At 69.9% G+C, this 18,210-nt stretch carries 16 protein-coding genes and 1 tRNA gene; 12 read left to right on the forward strand and 5 right to left on the reverse strand.

Annotation, left to right across the window (positions count from 1 at the left end; genetic code table 11):
* The first annotated feature begins 17 nt into the window (after positions 1-17).
* Positions 18-296, forward strand: coding sequence for a putative quinol monooxygenase (locus tag ABFX36_RS10000; protein ID WP_222111728.1), 279 nt, complete (start codon positions 18-20; stop codon positions 294-296).
* Positions 297-390: 94 nt separating this feature from the next.
* Positions 391-1,113 (forward strand): class I SAM-dependent methyltransferase, encoded by a 723-nt coding sequence (locus ABFX36_RS10005; protein ID WP_346076164.1) that lies wholly within the window; start codon positions 391-393, stop codon positions 1,111-1,113.
* Positions 1,114-1,135: 22 nt separating this feature from the next.
* Here ABFX36_RS10005 and arr read toward each other — a convergent pair whose 3' ends face one another.
* Positions 1,136-1,546: an NAD(+)--rifampin ADP-ribosyltransferase gene (gene arr, locus ABFX36_RS10010; RefSeq protein WP_346076166.1), complete on the reverse strand. Its 411-nt coding sequence runs from the start codon at positions 1,544-1,546 to the stop codon at positions 1,136-1,138.
* A gap of 67 nt (positions 1,547-1,613) precedes the next feature.
* Positions 1,614-2,393: an alpha/beta fold hydrolase gene (locus ABFX36_RS10015; protein WP_346076168.1), complete on the reverse strand. Its 780-nt coding sequence runs from the start codon at positions 2,391-2,393 to the stop codon at positions 1,614-1,616.
* A gap of 51 nt (positions 2,394-2,444) precedes the next feature.
* Here ABFX36_RS10015 and ABFX36_RS10020 point away from each other — a divergent pair, with 51 nt between their 5' ends.
* Positions 2,445-4,193 carry a GNAT family N-acetyltransferase gene (locus ABFX36_RS10020; protein WP_346076170.1) on the forward strand — a complete coding sequence of 583 codons (1,749 nt, stop codon included), beginning with the start codon at positions 2,445-2,447 and terminating at the stop codon, positions 4,191-4,193.
* Positions 4,194-4,207: 14 nt separating this feature from the next.
* Here ABFX36_RS10020 and ABFX36_RS10025 read toward each other — a convergent pair whose 3' ends face one another.
* Positions 4,208-4,633: a VOC family protein gene (locus ABFX36_RS10025; protein ID WP_346076243.1), complete on the reverse strand. Its 426-nt coding sequence runs from the start codon at positions 4,631-4,633 to the stop codon at positions 4,208-4,210.
* A gap of 95 nt (positions 4,634-4,728) precedes the next feature.
* Here ABFX36_RS10025 and ABFX36_RS10030 point away from each other — a divergent pair, with 95 nt between their 5' ends.
* Both ABFX36_RS10030 and ABFX36_RS10035 read left to right on the forward strand, forming a co-directional pair.
* Positions 4,729-5,697: a glycoside hydrolase family protein gene (locus ABFX36_RS10030; protein WP_062367776.1), complete on the forward strand. Its 969-nt coding sequence runs from the start codon at positions 4,729-4,731 to the stop codon at positions 5,695-5,697.
* A 69-nt stretch (positions 5,698-5,766) separates the two neighbouring features.
* Positions 5,767-6,357, forward strand: coding sequence for an alpha/beta hydrolase (locus tag ABFX36_RS10035; protein WP_052692447.1), 591 nt, complete (start codon positions 5,767-5,769; stop codon positions 6,355-6,357).
* A gap of 18 nt (positions 6,358-6,375) precedes the next feature.
* On the opposite strand, the gene ABFX36_RS10040 is transcribed toward ABFX36_RS10035, so the two are convergent.
* Entirely contained in the window at positions 6,376-7,005 is a 630-nt protein-coding gene (locus ABFX36_RS10040) for a DUF2461 domain-containing protein (RefSeq protein ID WP_045539705.1), read from the reverse strand.
* A 104-nt stretch (positions 7,006-7,109) separates the two neighbouring features.
* On the opposite strand from ABFX36_RS10040, the gene ABFX36_RS10045 reads away from it, so the two are divergent.
* Genes ABFX36_RS10045 through nrfD form a run of 4 tightly spaced genes read left to right on the forward strand, consistent with a single transcriptional unit; the run spans position 7,110 to position 13,881 of the window.
* Positions 7,110-8,531 carry an amino acid permease gene (locus ABFX36_RS10045; protein WP_006895794.1) on the forward strand — a complete coding sequence of 474 codons (1,422 nt, stop codon included), beginning with the start codon at positions 7,110-7,112 and terminating at the stop codon, positions 8,529-8,531.
* Positions 8,532-8,591: 60 nt separating this feature from the next.
* On the forward strand, positions 8,592-11,756 hold the full coding sequence (gene fdnG, locus ABFX36_RS10050) for a formate dehydrogenase-N subunit alpha (protein WP_346076172.1): 3,165 nt from the start codon (positions 8,592-8,594) through the stop codon (positions 11,754-11,756).
* The gene (locus tag ABFX36_RS10055; RefSeq protein ID WP_062367772.1) at positions 11,756-12,778 is read left to right on the forward strand and encodes a 4Fe-4S dicluster domain-containing protein; all 1,023 of its coding nucleotides are present in this window, start codon (positions 11,756-11,758) and stop codon (positions 12,776-12,778) included. Before fdnG ends, ABFX36_RS10055 begins: the two co-directional genes overlap by 1 nt.
* Complete coding sequence (nrfD, locus tag ABFX36_RS10060; protein ID WP_346076175.1) at positions 12,775-13,881, forward strand: NrfD/PsrC family molybdoenzyme membrane anchor subunit; 1,107 nt, start codon at positions 12,775-12,777, stop codon at positions 13,879-13,881. Before ABFX36_RS10055 ends, nrfD begins: the two co-directional genes overlap by 4 nt.
* On the opposite strand, the gene selD is transcribed toward nrfD, so the two are convergent.
* Positions 13,868-14,857 carry a selenide, water dikinase SelD gene (selD, locus tag ABFX36_RS10065; RefSeq protein ID WP_346076177.1) on the reverse strand — a complete coding sequence of 330 codons (990 nt, stop codon included), beginning with the start codon at positions 14,855-14,857 and terminating at the stop codon, positions 13,868-13,870. The genes nrfD and selD overlap by 14 nt on opposite strands.
* Before the next feature lie 32 nt (positions 14,858-14,889).
* On the opposite strand from selD, the gene ABFX36_RS10070 reads away from it, so the two are divergent.
* The 3 genes from ABFX36_RS10070 to selB all read left to right on the forward strand — a co-directional run bounded on the left by ABFX36_RS10070 (position 14,890) and on the right by selB (position 18,154).
* Positions 14,890-14,985, forward strand: a tRNA-Sec gene (locus ABFX36_RS10070).
* A 29-nt stretch (positions 14,986-15,014) separates the two neighbouring features.
* On the forward strand, positions 15,015-16,331 hold the full coding sequence (gene selA, locus ABFX36_RS10075) for an L-seryl-tRNA(Sec) selenium transferase (protein WP_346076179.1): 1,317 nt from the start codon (positions 15,015-15,017) through the stop codon (positions 16,329-16,331).
* Between the two features lie 5 nt (positions 16,332-16,336).
* Positions 16,337-18,154, forward strand: coding sequence for a selenocysteine-specific translation elongation factor (gene selB / locus ABFX36_RS10080; RefSeq protein WP_278124519.1), 1,818 nt, complete (start codon positions 16,337-16,339; stop codon positions 18,152-18,154).
* The last annotated feature ends 56 nt before the right edge of the window (positions 18,155-18,210 follow it).

Here is an 18,210-nt window from a genome sequence, read left to right on the forward strand (position 1 = left end):
AACGGAAGTCGTCCGGCATGACTGAGGTCGTCGTCAGCGGCAGGCTGATCTGCGGCGATGACGCGCAGACCGCGATCGTCGAGCGACTTCTGCCGCGACATGTCGAACTCACCCGGGCCGAACCCGGATGCGCCGCGTTCTCGGTGCTGCCGACGTCGGAGCCGGGCGTGTGGGCGGTCGACGAGACGTTCGTCGACGCGGCGGCGTTCCGAGCGCACCAGAGGCGGGTCGCGTCGAGCGAGTGGGGCCGGATGACCGCCGGAATCGAGCGCGTCTACACGACCCAGGGCAGCTGAGGCGGACCGGCACATCGACCGTCCTCGCGCCGTCCAGGGCCGTCGATCGGCGTGGCTGCTGGCATATCGGCCTTCTTCCTGGTAGTTAGTTGCGATGACAGAACAAGAATCGTCATTCAGCCGGACCGCACTCTTGGCGCAACCCGAGGCGCCCATCCTCGCCGCCGCGCGCCTGACCGCGTGCGCGCGATCTCGCTACGCGGAGACGTTGCTCGCCGAGACGGGAAACGACCAAGTCGTCGTGGTCGGCGCCGGTCTGGACGCCACTGCGCTGCGGCTCCCGACCGGCAGACACCGGGTGTGGGTGGTGGACCGTCCGGGAGTGCTGCAGTGGCGGGCGCGGCTGTTCGCACAGGCCGACCTCGCGGACACCGCGACAAGCGTCGCCGCTGATCTCGCCGACGGTCTGCGATTAGGCGATCTCGACAATGCAGGAGTCGACCTCATCCGCCCTGTCACCGTGCTCTGGCTCGGTGTCAGCATGTACCTCGCACCCGATGAGTGCCGCAGGTTCCTCGGCGACGTCAGCGCGCTGGCCGACGGATCCGCGCTCGTCTTCGACTACCACCTGAGCCGGGAACTGCGTGACGACGCCGGCCGCGACTACGCACGTGCGGTCGCGGCGATGGCGGGCGCGAGCGGTGAGCCGTGGCAATGCGCGGCGTCCCCGGACTCGGTCGCGCAATGGCTCACCGAGTACGGGTGGCGGGTGGAGGCCGATATCGACGAAGCGGACGCGACCGACGACGGCTTCTTCGACCGGCAGCAGTACTTGTCGCCGATGCGGCTGGTACGCCTCGTCCACGCGGTCCGGTGACGGTCCCTCGCGCCGCGCGACCTCAGTTGATGATCTCGCCGCCGCCGTGTTCGAGAGTCGCGGCCAGCCGCTCGCGCCAGCTTCGGAGCTCGTCCGCCGTGAGACGCTTCCAATCGGTGACCTCGCCGACCACGCGAAGCGGGTGGACGCTGCGATACGACCGGGTGGGATTGCCGGGGAATTTCTTGTCGGTGACATTCGGATCGTTCTCGAAGTCGCCTGTCGGTTGCACGAGGTAGACCCGTGGTTCGCCGTCGCCGGCCGCGAGTTCGGCGGCGAGGCCGGCGCCGTCTTGCAGCGCGGTGAAGTAGATGTGGTTCATCACCACTTCGGGACGGTAGTTGGACCGGAACCCGGCGGTGAGGTGGTCTCCGATGTCGAGGTCGGCCTTCGTCCCGTGAAAGAACGGTCCCTCGTCCAGCACGTCGTTCACCGAGTCAGGCTACCCGATCCGGTGCTGCCCGACTCGGTGGCTGACGGTCCGCGCTCAGCGTGCCGCGTCACCGTCGCTCCGCGACCTGTTGGTGCAGCAGGCTCGGCCACAGTGCCATCTCTGCCGGTGTGCGTGCCACGGTCAGAGTCGCGTGCGGCAGCAGGTCGACGAGCGCCTCCGCGGTCGACAGCGGATGTCCGGCGTCGTCGGTCCACGCCAGAATCGAGGTCGGGACGTCGATCGCCGCGACGTGAGCGGGCGAGGGGAGGTCGCTGAGGGCGGCCCCGCGCAGAACGGACGGCAGCAGGTCTGCGGCGACGGCCGGCACCGTCTCGCGGGTGCCCGCGAGCGCCGGGGGCCGGGGTGCAGTGCGTCCCGCGTCGATGAACGCGTCGATCCCCTCCGTCTCGACGGTGTCGGCGGCTGCCCGATACATCTCGGCCATCGCGGGCCGGCTGTCCCACGCGGTCGGTGGGATCACCAGCGTGAGCCCGGAGAAACGACCGGGATCGAGGACGGCGGCGTGCAACAGAGTGCCGGTGCCCATCGACGGCCCGACACCGTGCACCCGCTCGCCGGGGAACCAGGAGTCGAGCAGCCGCAGCAGGTCGTCGGCCAGCACCGGCCATCGATGGTCGCGGGGCTCCGGCCGCCCGGTCGAACGACCGTGCGCCCGCGCGTCGTAGCGCAGGAGGCGGGTGCCGCTGAGGCCGCGGCCCAGGTCGAGTCCCAGCGTCCGGTCGCGCGAGCGACTCGATGTGAGGCCGTGCAGCTGGACTACCGGCCACCCGTGCTCATCACTGAACTCGACGTCGAGGTCGGCTCCCGGAACGGTGAACGTCGTCATGGCTCTCCTCTGGGATTGCGGCCGCCGCGATGAGGGGTAGCGTAGCCGCTCATGCGGCTCACCAACGTCGGCCACCTCCGTCTCCAGTTCGGGCGACTGTACGGCTACGACGTCGCCGTGTCCGCTCCGGGAGACGACCTGCCGCTCTCCTTCGACCAGCGCAGGCACGTCGGTGCCGGCGACCGTCCGGGATCGTGGATGGCGCTCTCGTTCGAACTCGCCGAGACGATTCCGCGCGACCGCCTCGCCGACGCCTGGCTGCGGGTCGTCGACAGGCACGGGACGCTGCGGACGGTCGTCGTCGACGGGGGCGAGGGACCGCGCCTGCGTGAGGTCCGCATCGGAGCGGGAGCGTGGATCGAGCATCCGGTGGCTCCCGGCCAAGCCGTCAACGACGCGCTCCGGTCGGTGCTCGACGCGCACTGCAGGCCCTACTCGCGACCGTCCCACCGCCTGTGCGTGCTGGAGAAGGCCGCGGGTCCCACCGTGGTCGTGGCCGCCGACCACGCGCATGTCGACATGTGGTCGATGCTGGTGGTGGCGCGCGACCTGCTCGCCGCCCTGGCCGGCTCGCTCGACGGCGAGGTGCCCGCGTTCGTCGAGCACACTCGGGCGATGGCGAACCGGCCCGCGGCTCCGTCGGACGTCCGGACGCGATGGGCGCAGATCCTCGCCGCCGGCGGCGACGTGATGCCGCGCTTCCCGTTGCCGCTCGGCACGGCGGAACCGAGCGCCGAACGCGTGGAGGTCCGCGACGTGTTCGACGTCGACGACAGCGCCGCGTTCTCGGCGCAGGCTCGGGCCGACGGCGTGTCCACGCTCTCGGCCGCGGTGTCGGTGATGACGTCGGTGACGCGGGAACTGGCGGGAACGCCACTGCGCGCCGTGTTCCCCGTGCACAGCCGCTACGACGCGGCCTGGCACGAGTCGGTCGGCTGGTTCATCACCAACTCCGTCATCGAATCGTGCGACCCCGCCCCGTCGGCCTGCGCCGAAGCCGTCCGCGAAGCGGTCCGCCTCGGATCCTGGCCGCTGCGAGAGATTCTGGAACCGTGGGGCGGTGACATGCCCGAGGCACCCGGGATGTTCGCGGTGTCGTGGCTCGACCTGCGCCGGCTGCCGGTTCGGATCGATTCGGCGCGGATCGACGCCCAGTACGTGGGCGCCGTGATCCGAACCGACGGTGTGATGCTGTGGTTCATCCTCGACGAGGCCGGCCTGCATCTGAGGTGCCGCTATCCGGACACCGCGGAGGCCAGGACCAACGTCGGCGGGTGGCTGGATCTGCTCGTCGCGCGCCTGCAGGAGAGGTCACGATCGTCCGCGGGCGACGTGCTGCGCGTGAGCGGTCGGACATTCCGCATTCAGCGGGCGCGACGGTCGGACGTCCCGGCGATCGTCGACCTGCTCTCCGACGACGAGATCGGGCGCGATCGCGAAGGCGCCGAACTGGAACGGTACGAAGCGGCGTTCGACGTCCTGGTCCGAGACCGTGCCCACTACCTCGCTGTGGTCCGGGACGAGCGGGATCGGACCGTCGCGACGATGCAACTGACGGTGATCGGCGGCCTCTCGCGCGGCGGCACCACGCGGCTGCAGATCGAGGGTCTCCGCGTCGCCGAAGCAGAGCGCTCCCGCGGACTCGGGAGTGCGATGCTCGACTGGGCGCACGCTCACGGTCGCGCGCACGGGGCGCACCTGGCCCAACTCGCCACCGATGAGGCGCGCATCCGTGCGCGTGCCTTCTACGCCCGGGCCGGTTACCGGGCCGAGCACGTCGGTCTCAAACGAGAGCTCTGAGCCGTCGGGGCCGGTCAGGTGAGGGCCTGCGCCAGGCCGACGAGGATGCCCTCGGGCCCGCGTATGTAACAGAGCCGGTAACTGTCCTCGAACCGGACGATCTCGGTGCTGATGATCTCGGCGCCGTGCGGACGCAGGCGCTCCAGCGTCTCGTCGAGATCGTCGACCGCGAACATCACGCGCAGGTAGCCGAGTGCATTCACCGGAGCCCTCCGGTGATCGGCGACGACGTCCGGTTCGATGAACCGCGACAGTTCGAGCCGACTGTGCCCGTCGGGGGTCGCCATCATCGCGATCTCCACCCGCTGCTCGCCGAGACCGGTCACCCGGCCCGCCCAGGGACCCTCCACGACGGTCCGGCCGTCGAGCGACAGTCCGAGGGCGCTGAAGAACTCGATGGCCGCGCTGAGATCTTCGACGACGATGCCGACGTTGTCCATCCTCACGGGCACGCACTCACTGTACCGAGATCCGTCCGCGATGTTGAGCCAACGAGCACCCGCCGCCGGCGACCGGAGGACATACTGCTTCAGTGATGTCAGTGAAGCGCACTCGTCTCCTCGCCGTGTCGGTCGTCGTGCTCGCAGCGGTCGGGCAGTTGCTGGCAGGCCCGGGCCGCAGCGATGCGGCGCCGACCGGCTGGAAGTACACGATGGTCGGGTTCAGCAACGGCACCGACCGAGCCATGGACGTGTACGGGTCCAGCGACGGCACACAGTTCAAGCCGGTGCGGAAGGCGGCCTACCGTCCGCCGACCGGCCGGGTCCGCGACCCGAGCGTGTTCCGGAACACCGACGGCATGTACTACGTCACGTACACCACCGCAGACGGCGCGAACATCGGCTTCGCCCGCAGCCGTGATCGGGTGAACTGGACGCCGATCGGCAACTATCCGGTCCCGTTCTGCTGCGCACTGCTTCCCGGGACCGGCGACGGCACCGGGTCGATGAACATTCCGGGATCGTCGGGCTCGGCCGCGTTGAAGAGCGCTCCGTCACTGTCGCCCTTCACGACGAAGGCGTGGGCGCCCGAATGGTTCGTCGAAGGCGGGCGGGTCCACGTCGTCCTGTCGATGTCCACCGGCGGCGGCTTCGTGCCCTACGTCATGACCGCTTTGGAGCCGTCTCTGCGTCTGTGGAGCATGCCGGTGCCGATCGCCGGCATCGGCGCCGACCACATCGACACCACCATCGTGAAGGTCGGGGCCACCTACCACGCCTTCACCAAGAACGAGACGCACAAGTACGTGCAGCACGCGGTGTCGTCGAAGCTCGCCGGGCCGTACCGGTTCGTGGCACCCGGCGATTGGGGTTCATTCGTGGAGGGACCCGCGGTGACGCAGTTGCCGAACGGCGCCTGGCGCATCTATCTCGACGCGTACAAGGCGGGGAAGTACGTCTACTCCGACAGCACCGACGGAATGCGCACGTGGTCGCCCGTCAGAGAGCTCCCCGGCTTGTCCGGCTCGGTCCGGCACTTCGGTGTGATGCGCGAGCGGGGCTGACGTGCCGACAGCGACCCCGAGGCCCCCGACTACGACCTTCGCGATCTCGCAGGCGACGCAGCAGCGCTCGTGCGGGTGCTCGGAGCGGACAACGCGCACATGGGTGGGTTGGGTGTCGGCGGCATGGTCGCTCAGGTCGCGGCACTCGACTTCCCGGATGTGTTCACCGCGCTCACCCTCGTCGGCACCAGGGCGGTCGCGCCGGGTCCGGTCGACGACGATCTGCCCGATCACGACGCGAACGTGATGGCGGCGCTGTTCTCGCGACCGAGCCCGGACTGGGCCGATCGCACGGCCGTCGTAGCGCATGCAGCCGAGAGCGCGCCGCTCCTTCACAACGACCCGGATCAGGCAGGCCGTCTCGCCGGTCGGATCTGGGATCGAACGCCGTCGAAGGCTCCTGCCGGGCACATGGCGAACCAGCGCGCCACCGTCTTCGCCCGGCTCGACTGTGCACCGCGCTGGCGTGAGCACCTCGGCGAGATCCGGATGCCGACGCTCGTCGTCCACGGCCGGCTCGATCCGTTCTTCCCGGTGGGCAACGGTCGAGCCCTGGCCGCGGAGATACCCGGCGCACGGCTGCTCATCCTGGACGACATGGGTACCGGACTGCCCGAGCAGGCGAGCGGCGAGGTCGCTGCCGCGATGCTCGATCTCTGAACCCCGGCCGGCCGTCGGTCAACCGACGCGCCGGACCAGCCAGTCGACCAGCGGCCTCGTCTGACGCCAGTCCTTCCGAACCCGGTCGACCAGCGCGGGGGAGTGGATCACCTCGTCGAAACCGTAGTCACGGCTCACGGTCAACGACCGGTACCGCAACAGGTCGATCCGCGGGTGGTCGGCGCTCCAGCCGCGCGGCGAGGTCTTGACACGGTCGCCGCCCACCTCCCACCCCTTGCGTTCCAGGGTGCCGACGATCTTCTCGAGCTCGGCTCCGTGGAGGTCGTCGTCGATGGCGCGGCGAATGGCGGCCAGAGTGTCGGGGTCGGCGTGATAGAAGCCGGCGGCCACGCGCACTCCCGGGGCCGAGATCTGGACGTAGTAGCCGGTCGCGGGTCCGACCGCCACGAATGCGCCCTGATGGGTCTTGTACGGGGTCTTGTCCTTCGAGAACCGGACGTCCCGATACGGGCGGAACACCTTCGCCGGACCGAACTCGTCGGCGAGTTCGTCGGTCAGCGCGACCATCGGCGCGGCGACGCTGGACTGGTAGACGTCGCGGTGTGCTTCCCAGAACACTTTGCTGTTGTCGATCTCGAGATCGTCGTAGAAGTCGAGCGCAGCCTCGGGGAATCCGGTGAAGCTCATGGGTCGAGCCTACCGAGGGCCCTGCGGCTGTCCGATTGTGACGAGGGTCAAAGGACGTCGTAAATTGTCCCCCTGAACGGTGTGACGCTGGAAGGGGTGACCGAATGACGGTGGCGAGCGAAGAACGCGCTCCCGACGAGGGATATCAGCGCGGACTGACCGCGAGTACGGTCCAGATGATCGCCATCGGCGGTGCCATCGGCACGGGCCTGTTCTACGGCTCGGGCGGAGCGATCGAGAAGGCCGGGCCGGCGCTGCTGCTCGCCTACGCGCTCGCGGGCCTCGCGATCTTCATCGTGATGCGCGCACTCGGCGAACTGCTGATCTACCGGCCGGTGTCCGGCGGCATCAGCGAGTACGCCGACGAATTCCTCGGGCGGTTCGCCGGCTTCAGCCAGGGCTGGACGTACTGGGCGGTGTGGACCACCACCTGCATGGCCGAGATCACCGTGGCGGGTAAGTACGTCAACTACTGGTGGCCGGCGATCCCCGGCTGGGTGACCGCGCTGACGGTTCTCGTCATCCTGTTCGGCGCGAACCTGATCTCGGTCGGCCTGTTCGGCCGTGCCGAGTTCTGGTTCTCGGCGATCAAGGTGACGGCGATCCTCGGCATGATCATCGTTGGCATCGGAGTCCTGTTGCCGATCGCCGGCTTCGGTCCGGCCGAGGGGCCCTCGGTGACCAACCTCTGGAACGACGGCGGGTTCTTCGCCACCGGTTTCACCAATGCGCTGCTGAGTTTGCAGATCGTCATGTTCGCCTACGTCGGTGTGGAACTGGTCGGCGTCACCGCGGGTGAGGCGGAGAACCCGAGGGTCACTCTGCGCAAGGCCATCAACTCGGTGCCCTTCCGCATCGGCATCTTCTACGTCGGTGCGATCCTGGTGATCCTGTCGGTCCGCGGATGGCGGAACTTCCACGCCGGAGAGAGCCCGTTCGTCGCGGTGTTCCAGTACATCGGCCTGCCCGGCGCGGCCGGTCTGGTCAACTTCATCCTGTTGACCGCGGCGCTCTCGTCCTGCAACTCCGGCATCTACTCCACCGGCCGGATGCTCCGTTCGCTGGCACAGCGCGGTGACGCGCCGCACGGTCTCGACCGCTTGTCGAGCCGGAAGGTGCCGGTGGCCGGAATCGTGCTCAGTGCCCTGGTGATGGTCCTCGGCGTGGTCGTGAACGCGATCGATCCCGATCACGCGTTCTCGTACATCACCTCGGTCTCGACCGTCGGGATCATCGTCGTGTGGTCCACCATCCTGATCTGCCAGATGCGGTTCCGGGCGAAGGTCAAGAGCGGCGAACTGCCCGAATCCGATTACCGGGTGCCCGGAGCGCCCTACACGACGTGGGCGGCACTGGCGTTCCTGGCGTTGGTCTTCGTTCTGCTGTTCTTCACCGAGGACGGACGGATCGCCCTGATCGTCGGCGCCGTCTGGTTCGCCTGCGTGGTGATCGGCTACGTGTTCTGGTCGCGGATGCCGCTGCGGGAAGAGCCCGTCGAGACCGAGAGCCGCGTCGAGCGACGATGACGGCCGATTTCCGGATCGATCCGGCCGGCCCGAGCGCGCCGACGCGATAGGGTTGGGGACGTGTCCAGGTTCAGTCCCCTCGAGTGGCCGGTGTTCCGGCAACTGCGGTCGGGTGACGTGCTGGGCCGAGGCCCCGCGGTGGAGTCGCCGCGCACCAAGGCGATGCAGTCACGCACCGCCACGGCGGACCGGATGGCGCAGAGCGTCTGCCCGTTCTGTGCGGTCGGGTGCGGTCAGCGGGTGTACGTCAAGGATGAGCGGGTCATCGCCATCGAGGGCGATCCGGATTCTCCGATCTCGCGCGGGCGACTCTGTCCGAAGGGGGCGTCGAGCGAGCAGTTGGTGAACAACCCGCTCCGGCAGACCACGGTCCGCTACCGCGCCCCGTACGCCACGCAGTGGCAGGACCTGGATCGGGACACCGCGATCGACATGATCGCCGACCGCTTCCTCGAAGCCCGTCGCAGGCACTGGCAGGACGTCGACGAGCACGGAAACCCCTTGCGCCGCACCATGGGTGTGGCCTCACTCGGCGGGGCGACGCTAGACAACGAAGAGAATTACCTGATCAAGAAGCTCTTCACCGCCGCGGGCGCGATTCAGATCGAGAATCAGGCGCGGATATGACACTCCGCCACGGTTCCCGGTCTGGGAGCCTCGTTCGGCCGCGGTGGTGCCACCCAGTTCTTGCAGGACATGGCCAATGCCGACTGCATCGTGCTCATGGGCGGCAACATGGCGGAAGCGCATCCCGTCGGATTCCAATGGGTCACTGAGGCGAAGGCGCGCGGTGCCCGCGTGATCCACGTCGATCCGCGTTTCACCCGCACGTCGGCGGTGGTCGACAAGCACATCTCGATCCGGGCGGGATCGGACATCGTGCTGCTGGGTGCGCTGATCAACTACATGATCACCCGCGAGCGCTACTTCCACGAGTACGTCGTCGCGTACACCAACGCGGCGACTCTGGTGAGCGAGGACTACCGGGACACCGACGACCTGGACGGTCTCTTCTCCGGCTTCGACGAGGAGTCCGGCACCTACGATCGCGCCACCTGGCAGTACACCGGCGGGCGAGACGAGACGCTGCAGGATCCGCGCACCGTGTTCCAGATCCTGAAGCGGCACTACTCCCGCTACACCCCGGAGATGGTGACGCAGATGTGCGGCATCGCCGAAGCGGAGTTCGAGTACCTCGCACGGTCGCTGGCCGACAACTCGGGTCCCGAACGCACCGGATGCTTCGGCTACGCGACCGGGTGGACGCAGCACACGATGGGCGCCCAGGTGATCCGCACGGCTGCCATTCTGCAGTTGCTTCTCGGCAACGTCGGACGTCCCGGTGGCGGAATCATGGCGTTGCGCGGTCACGCGAGCATCCAGGGCTCCACGGACATTCCGACGCTGTTCGATCTGCTTCCCGGCTACCTGCCGATGCCGTCCGCGGGCAAGCACAACACGTTCGACGACTACCTCGCGACGGTGCGGCCGGCGTCCGGCAAGGGATTCTGGGCGTATGCCGAGGACTACACGGTGAGTCTGCTCAAGGCGTGGTGGGGTGAGGCGGCGACCGCCGAGAACGACTGGTGCTTCGACTACCTGCCGCGGCTCACCGGACCGGCGGGCACATACCAGACCGTGGTGGAGATGCTGGAGGGCAATGTCGACGGTTACTTCATCGTCGGTCAGAACCCCGCCGTCGGATCGGCCAACAGCCGTCAACAGCGGATGGCGATGTCCAAGCTCAAGTGGCTGGTGGTGCGTGATCTGAACATGATCGAGAGCGCCACCTGGTGGAAGGAGGGGCCCGAGATCGACTCGGGTGAGCTGAAGACCGAGGACATCGCCACCGAGGTCTTCTTCCTGCCTGCCGCCACCCACGTCGAGAAGGCCGGCTCGTTCACTCAGACGCAGCGCATGGTGCAGTGGCGCCACCAGGCGGTGGCCCCACCCGGCGACGCGCAGAGCGAACTCGACTTCTATTACGAACTCGGCAGGCGCATCCGGGAACGCGTGGCCGACTCGACCGACCCGCGCGACCGTCCCCTCCAGGATCTGACCTGGGACTACCGCCGTAACGAACACGGTGACGTGGACCCGGAGGCGGTGCTCGCCGAGATCAACGGCCGTCATTTGACGGGGCCGAACGCCGGCGAACCGATCGACGCGTACACCGAGTTGCGTTCCGACGGCTCCACGATCTCCGGGTGCTGGATCTACGCGGGCGTCTACGCCGGCGGGGTCAACAGGGCCGCGCGGCGCACCCCCGGCGGCGGTGGCGGTGTGACGCAGTCCGACTGGGGCTGGGTGTGGCCGTCCGACCGCCGCATCCTCTACAACCGGGCGTCGGCCGACCCGCAGGGCCGGCCGTGGAGCGAACGCAAGAAGTACGTCTGGTGGGACGCGGACGCCGGACGGTGGACCGGATCGGATGTTCCGGACTTCCCGATCGACCGCGCGCCGGGGACGGTGCCGCCGGAGGGGGCGATCGGTGCCGACGCCATCGGCGGCGACGACGCGTTCATCATGCAGGCGGACGGGAAGGGCTGGCTGTTCGCGCCGAACGGTCTGGTCGACGGTCCGATGCCGACGCACTACGAGTCGCAGGAGTCGCCGGTCCGCAACGCCCTGTATCCGCAGCAGCAGTCGCCCGCCAGGGTGATGCTCCCCCGCGAGGACAATCTCGACGCGCCGAGTGCCGGCGACCCGGGCGCCGGCGTCTACCCGTACGTCTTCACGACGTATCGGCTCACCGAGCACCACACGGCGGGCGGCATGAGTCGATGGTCGCCGTACCTCTCCGAACTCCAGCCGGAGATGTTCTGCGAGGTCTCTCCGGAACTGGCCGCCGAATGCGGGCTGACCGCGCAGGGATGGGCGACGATCGTCTCGCCGCGCGGTGTGATCGAGGCCCGGGTGCTGGTCACCGACCGGATGCGGCCGCTGGAGATCAACGGCCGCGTGGTGCACCAGGTGGGTCTGCCGTATCACTGGGGTGTGGGCAACGACGCGGTGGTCAGCGGTGACGCCGCCAACGACCTCGTCGGTGTCACGATGGATCCGAACGTCTTCATTCAGGAGTCGAAGGTGGGTTCGTGTGCGGTCATCGCGGGGCGTCGTCCGCGCGGTGCCGCCGCCGATGCGCTGGTACGCGACTACCAGCGACGGTCCGGGGCCACCGTCGAGACGGACAACAGCCGTCTCACACCGCGAGAGGAGCAGTGATGGGCCAGCTGACCGGACCGACCGATCCGAGCGCCGATGCGCACTGGCATCCTCACGAGGACCGGCGCGGCTTCTTCACAGACACCTCGATCTGCATCGGCTGCAAAGCCTGCGAGGTGGCGTGCAAGGAGTGGAACGGCAACCCCAGAGACGGTGACCTCGAGTTCACCGGAATGTCGTACGACAACTCCGTGTCTCTCGGTGCCAGCACGTGGCGGCATGTTGCCTTCGTCGAGCAGGATGCGGACCGCATCGCCACGGCACGAGCCTCGGGCGCCGGGCTGGCGGACCTGGGTATGCCGCAGGTCCGCGGTGCCGACCCCCTCGACCCGCCGGCGCCGAGTTCGCCGTCACCGGACACGACGCCGCCGGACACGCCGGAATTCCGATGGCTGATGTCCTCAGACGTCTGCAAGCACTGCACGCACGCCGGTTGCCTCGACGTGTGCCCCACCGGCGCGATGATGCGGACGGAGTTCGGCACCGTGGTGGTGCAGGCCGACATCTGCAACGGCTGCGGCACCTGCGTGGCCGGCTGCCCCTTCGGGGTGGTGGAGCGCCGCAGCGACGGCACGGTGGCGCCGACCGTCCGCGAGGGCGACCGCAAGGGTGAGCAGCCCGAGATCCCGAATCGGGGCGTCGCCCAGAAGTGCACGCTGTGCTACGACCGCCTGCGAGACGACCAGACGCCCGCCTGCGCACAGACGTGCCCCACCACGTCGATCTCCTTCGGCCGGCGCACGGACATGGTGGAGCGAGCGCACGAGCGAGTGGCGCAACTGCACGCTGAGGGGATGACCGAGGCGCGGTTGTACGGCGCCAACGAGGACGACGGCGTCGGCGGCACCGGGTCGGTGTTCCTGCTGCTCGACGAGCCGGAGGTGTACGGACTGCCGCCCGATCCCCGCGTGTGCACCGCCGATCTGCCCCGGATGTACCGGCGCGCCGGTACGGCGGTGGCCGGGATGGTGGGCGCCGCCGTGCTGTCGTTCCTCGGCTCGCGAAGGGACCGGCGAGCGTGACGAGTTCCGAATACGGCCAGTTCCGTCCGCCGCGTCCGCCGCGTCCGCAGCGTCCGCAGCGGGGGAGGCGTCGCGGGGGCGGCGGTCGCCGCGGCGACGAGTTGATGGTGCCGCAGGCGCAGGTGGAGCATCTCGATGAGAACGGCTACTACGGGCACCCCGTCGTCAAGGCGCCGCCCTGGGAGACGCCCGTCGGTGCGTATCTGGTGCTCGGCGGGATCGCCGGCGGCTCCGGACTGCTCGCCGCGGGTGCTCAGCTCACCGGACGGAAGGTGTTGCGCCGCAATGCGCGACTGGCGGGGCTCGGCGCCGCGGGGGCCGGAGCTCTGGCGCTCGTCGCCGATCTAGGCCGGCCGGAGCGGTTCCTGCACATGATGAGGACCTTCAAGGTCACCTCGCCGATGAGCGTCGGCTCATGGATTCTGATGGGGTACAGCGGGATGATCGGGGTGGCCGCCGCGTCGGAGGTCGACGCTCTGACGGGTGATCGGCTGCCGCTCGGCCGGCTCCGACCGCTGCTCCGGGCACTCGAGGGCCCGGCGGGACTGGGGGCGGCCGCGATGGGTGCCCCGCTGGCCGCGTACACCGCGGTCCTGCTCGGCGACACCGCGATGCCGACGTGGAATGCGATGCACCGGGATCTTCCCTTCGTGTTCGTCAGTTCCGCGAGCTTGGCCGCGGGCGGTCTCGCACTGATCACCACGCCCGCAGCGGAAGCGGGACCGGCCCGCAATCTGGCCGTTCTCGGTGTGATCGGCGACGTCGCGGCGACGCGGCTGATGGAGCAGCGGATGGACCCGGTGGCCGCCGAACCCCTCCACCACGGCGGGCCGGGGAAGCTGATGCGCTGGGCCGAGCGGCTCGCGGTGGCCGGCGGCGTGGGCGCGCTGATCGCGGGCGGTCGGCAGGGCCGGGGCCGGCGGGCGCTGGCAGCGGCGGCCGGTGGAGCGCTGGTCGCGGCGTCCACGTGCACGCGGTTCGGCGTCTTTCATGCGGGCCTGGAGTCGGCGCGCGATCCGCGCTACACGATCGAACCGCAGAAGCGCAGGCTCGCGGCCCGCCGTGCGGCGGGGGTGACGGGAGACTCGATCACCGGACTGTGATGCCCGGCGCTCCGCCGGCCACGGTGTGCCCGATCACCGGATGGCCGGGCACTTCACCGACCACCAGCAGACCGCCGGAGGTCTGGGCGTCGGCCAACAGCAGCAGATCGTCTTCGCTCACCCCGGCGCCCGCGCCGAGGTGCGGGCGCACCCAGTCCAGGTTGCGTCGCGTCCCGCCGGAGACGTAGCCGTCGCGGAGGGCTTCGAGAGCGCCGTCGAGTACCGGCACCGCCGAGGCCTCCACCACGGCGCTCACGCCGGACGCGCGGCACATCTTGTAGAGGTGGCCCAGCAGACCGAAGCCCGTGACGTCGGTGGCGGCCCGGACGCCGTTCGCCACGGCGGTGTCGGCCGCGTCGCGGTTGAGTGCGGTCATCGACGCGATCGCGTTGGGAAACACCTCGCCGGTCCGCTTGTGCCGATTGTTCAGCAAGCCGACGCCGAGGGGTTTGGTCAGCGTGAGGGGGAGCCCCGGCTCGGCGGCGTCGTTGCGCAGGAGACGGTCGGGGTCGGCGACGCCGGTGACCGCCATGCCGTACTTGGGCTCGGGGTCGTCGATGGTGTGACCGCCGATCACCGGGCATCCGGCCTGGGCGCCGACGTCGAGCCCGCCGCGCAGCACCTCCGTCAGCAGTTCCATCGGCAGCACCTCGCGAGGCCAGCCGACTAGGTTGACGGCCACCACCGGCCGCCCGCCCATCGCGTAGACGTCCGACAGGGCGTTGGCCGCGGCGATCGCGCCCCAGTCGTAGGCGGAGTCGACGACGGGAGTGAAGAAGTCGGCGGTGGACAGCACCGCCAGACCGTCGGCGACGCGGACCGCGGCGGCGTCGTCGCCGTCGTCGAGACCCACCAGCACATCGGGAGATCGCTGTCCGACGAGGCCGCGCACCGCGTCCTCCAACTCGCCCGCCGGGATCTTGCAGGCGCACCCTCCGCCGTGGGCGTAGTCGGTCAGTCGCTTAACCTGAGTCACACGGCCGAGCGTAGACGGCTATGTTGGTCTGCGGAGGCGTCTGGGTTCCTGGTGGGCCCCCCGGTCTTCAAAACCGGTGAGGTCGAGTATCTCGGTCTGGCGGGTTCGATTCCCGTCCGTCTCCGCCAACTCTCTCGTCGAGTGACCAGGAGACTGAGTGAATCAGATTGCGCCGCAGCACGACCCGCGCAGATTGATTCCGCGCACGGATGCTCTGCTGGCGTTGCCGGAGGTAGCGGCGGCTCGTCGGCGCCTGTCGGCGGACACAGTCGTCGAGCGTGTCCGCGCGATACAGGAGAGGGCACGCCGAGGTGAGTTGCCGCCGCAGAAAGTGGCTGCCGCGGTGATCGCCGACCTCACCCGAGCGCGGGCTTCGGCGCAGACGCCGGTACTCAACGCCACCGGCGTCGTGGTCCACACCAATCTCGGGCGCGCCCCCCTCAGCCGGGCCGCGGTGTCGGCGATGGTCGATGCCGCCGGCTACGTCGATGTGGAACTGGACCTGGAATCGGGGGTCCGAGGCAAACGGGGCGCCCGGACCCGCTCCGCGTTGCTCGCCGCGTGCCCGGCGGCCGGTGACGCACTGGCGGTGAACAACGGCGCGGCGGCACTGGTGCTCGCGACCACGGCGCTGGCCGCCGGCCGTGAAGTCGTCGTCTCCCGCGGTGAACTGATCGAGATCGGAGCCGGGTTCCGGCTGCCCGACCTGATCGCGTCGACCGGGGCCCGGCTCCGCGAAGTCGGCACCACCAATCGCACGCATCTCTCCGACTACGCCGACGCGATCGGTCCGGACACCGGGTGTCTGCTCAAGGTTCACCCCAGCAACTTCACGGTGTCCGGATTCACCTCGGCCGCGCCGGTGAGCGAGCTGGCGCAGGTGGCGCGGGACCGGGGCGTGCCGCTCGTCGTGGACGTCGGCTCCGGACTGCTGGCGCCGGATCGGACATTGCCCGACGAACCGGATGCGGCGACGATGCTGAACGACGGTGCGGATCTGGTGACCGCGAGCGGCGACAAACTGCTCGGCGGGCCGCAGGCCGGCCTGGTCCTGGGGCGGGCAGATCTGGTGCAGCGGCTGTCGCGGCATCCGCTGGCGCGTGCGGTGCGAATCGACAAGCTGGCGCTGGCCGCGCTCGAAGCGACGGTCGCCGGACCCACCGCGCCGGTGGTCGAATACCTGCACGCCGATCCGGAGCGTCTGCGGGCGCGAGCGCAGGCGCTGGCGGCGGCCGTGGACGGGACCGTCGTCGAGCACGACGGCCGCGTGGGCGGCGGCGGTGCTCCGGGAGTTCCGCTGCCCGGCTACGCGGTCCGGCTGCCGGAGTCGATAGCCGCGCGGCTGCGGACCGGGACGCCGTCGGTGCTGCCGCGCGTGCACGACGGGTTCACACTGATCGACCTGCGCTGCGTTCCGGAGGCGGACGACTCGCGGCTCGCCGAGGCCGTCCGCGCCGCCATGCGGGCGGACTGACCCCAGTGTTCGTCGTCGCAACCGCGGGACACGTCGACCACGGCAAGTCGACTGTCGTGAAAGCGCTGACCGGGATGGAGCCGGACCGCTGGGAACTGGAGCGGCGGCGCGGTCTCACGATCGACCTGGGTTTCGTCTGGACCGTGCTGCCCTCGGGTCGGGAGGTGGGCTTCGTCGACGTGCCGGGCCACGAGCGGTTCCTGACGAACATGCTCGCCGGGCTGGGACCGGCCCCCGCCGTGTGCTTCGTGGTCGCCGCAGACGAGGGGTGGCGCGAACAGTCCTCAGATCACCGTGATGCGCTTGCCGCGCTCGGCGTCGACCGCGGACTGATCGTGGTGACCCGGACCGATCGGGCGTCGGCGGACCGGATCGCCGAGGTCACCGCGCAGGCGCGGCACGAATTGGCGAACACCGGACTCGCCGACGCCGAGGCGGTCGCCGTCTCGGCCCGTGACGGCACCGGGCTCGACGATCTGCGCGGCGCGCTGGACCGGATGCTCTCGGCACTGCCGCAGCCGCGGTCCGGACGAGTACGGCTGTGGGTCGATCGTGCATTCACCGTCACCGGCTCGGGCACCGTGGTCACCGGGACACTCGAGGCCGGGGCACTCGCTTCGGGCGAGCGTCTGGACCTGTTCGGCAGAGACGGTCGTCGTGAAGTGACCGTCCGCGGACTCCAGTCGCACGGCAGGCCGCTCGACGCCGCGCGGCCGGTGAGCCGTACCGCGGTGAACCTCCGCGGCGTCGCCCACGATGCGATTCACCGCGGCGACGCACTGCTCACTCCGGGCGCCTGGCCGGTGACGACTCTCGTCGACGTCTGCCGTGTGGGGCCGGGGATGGGCCCGCGGGAACTTCCGGAGTGGCTCACAGCGCACATCGGCACGGTGGCGGTGCCGGTGCGCGTGCGCCCGCTCGACGGCGACCACCTTCGCCTCACCCTGGCGAGGGGACTCCCGCTCCAGCGGGACGACCGCCTGGCGCTGCGCGATCCCGGCGCGGGACGGATCCTCGGCGGCGTGCGGGTACTGGACGTCGATCCGCCCGAACTCGTCCGGCGCGGCGACGCGCGGCGGCGGGCGGGAGCGCTCGCCGGTCTGGCACAGGACGCCGCCGCCCTCGCCGAGGTGCAGCGGCGGGGCGCGGTCCGACGTACCCGACTCGACGACCTCGGCCTGGAGACCGGGGTGGTGCCCGACGGGGTCGAGGCGGTGGGCGAGTGGTGGGTGACGACGCGGCTGATGCATCACTGGCAGATGCGACTGCGTAGCGCGGTCACGGAACTGCATGACCGCGACCCGTTGGCGGCGGGACTGTCGTACGGCGCGGCGCGGGATCTGCTCTCGTTACCCGACCCGGCGCTGCTCGGCGCTGTGGTCGACGGGGCCGGCGTGGCGGCCCGCGGCGGTCTGCTGTCGCTTCCGGAGCGCAGGTCCGATCTCGGCCCCGCCGAAGCGGGAGTCTGCGCACTCGAGAAGCGTCTCGCGGCCGATCCGTTCGCGGCTCCGGAGGCCGACGACCTGGCGGCTCTGGGGCTGGGCGTGCGCGAACTCGCCGCCGCCGACCGCGCCGGGAGGCTTCTCCGGCTCGGCGACGGGCTGGTATTGCTGCCCACCGCGCCGGCGCGGGCGATGCGCGAACTGGCCCGGCTGCCGCAGCCTTTCACCACCTCGCAGGCGCGGCAGGCACTGCGCACCTCGCGCCGTGTCGCGATCCCGCTGCTCGAGAACCTCGATGCGCGCGGCTGGACGCGGCGGATCGACGCCGGTCACCGCGAAGTCGTGCGCCCGTCCGGCCGACAGGCGGCGGAGACGGGGTGACAGCAGAAAGATGACTGGCGCACCCGGGGAGAGGTTTCGGGTGCGCCAGTCGGCAT

This window comes from Gordonia cholesterolivorans, assembly GCF_039531975.1.
Taxonomy (GTDB): Bacteria; Actinomycetota; Actinomycetes; order Mycobacteriales; family Mycobacteriaceae; genus Gordonia; species Gordonia sihwensis.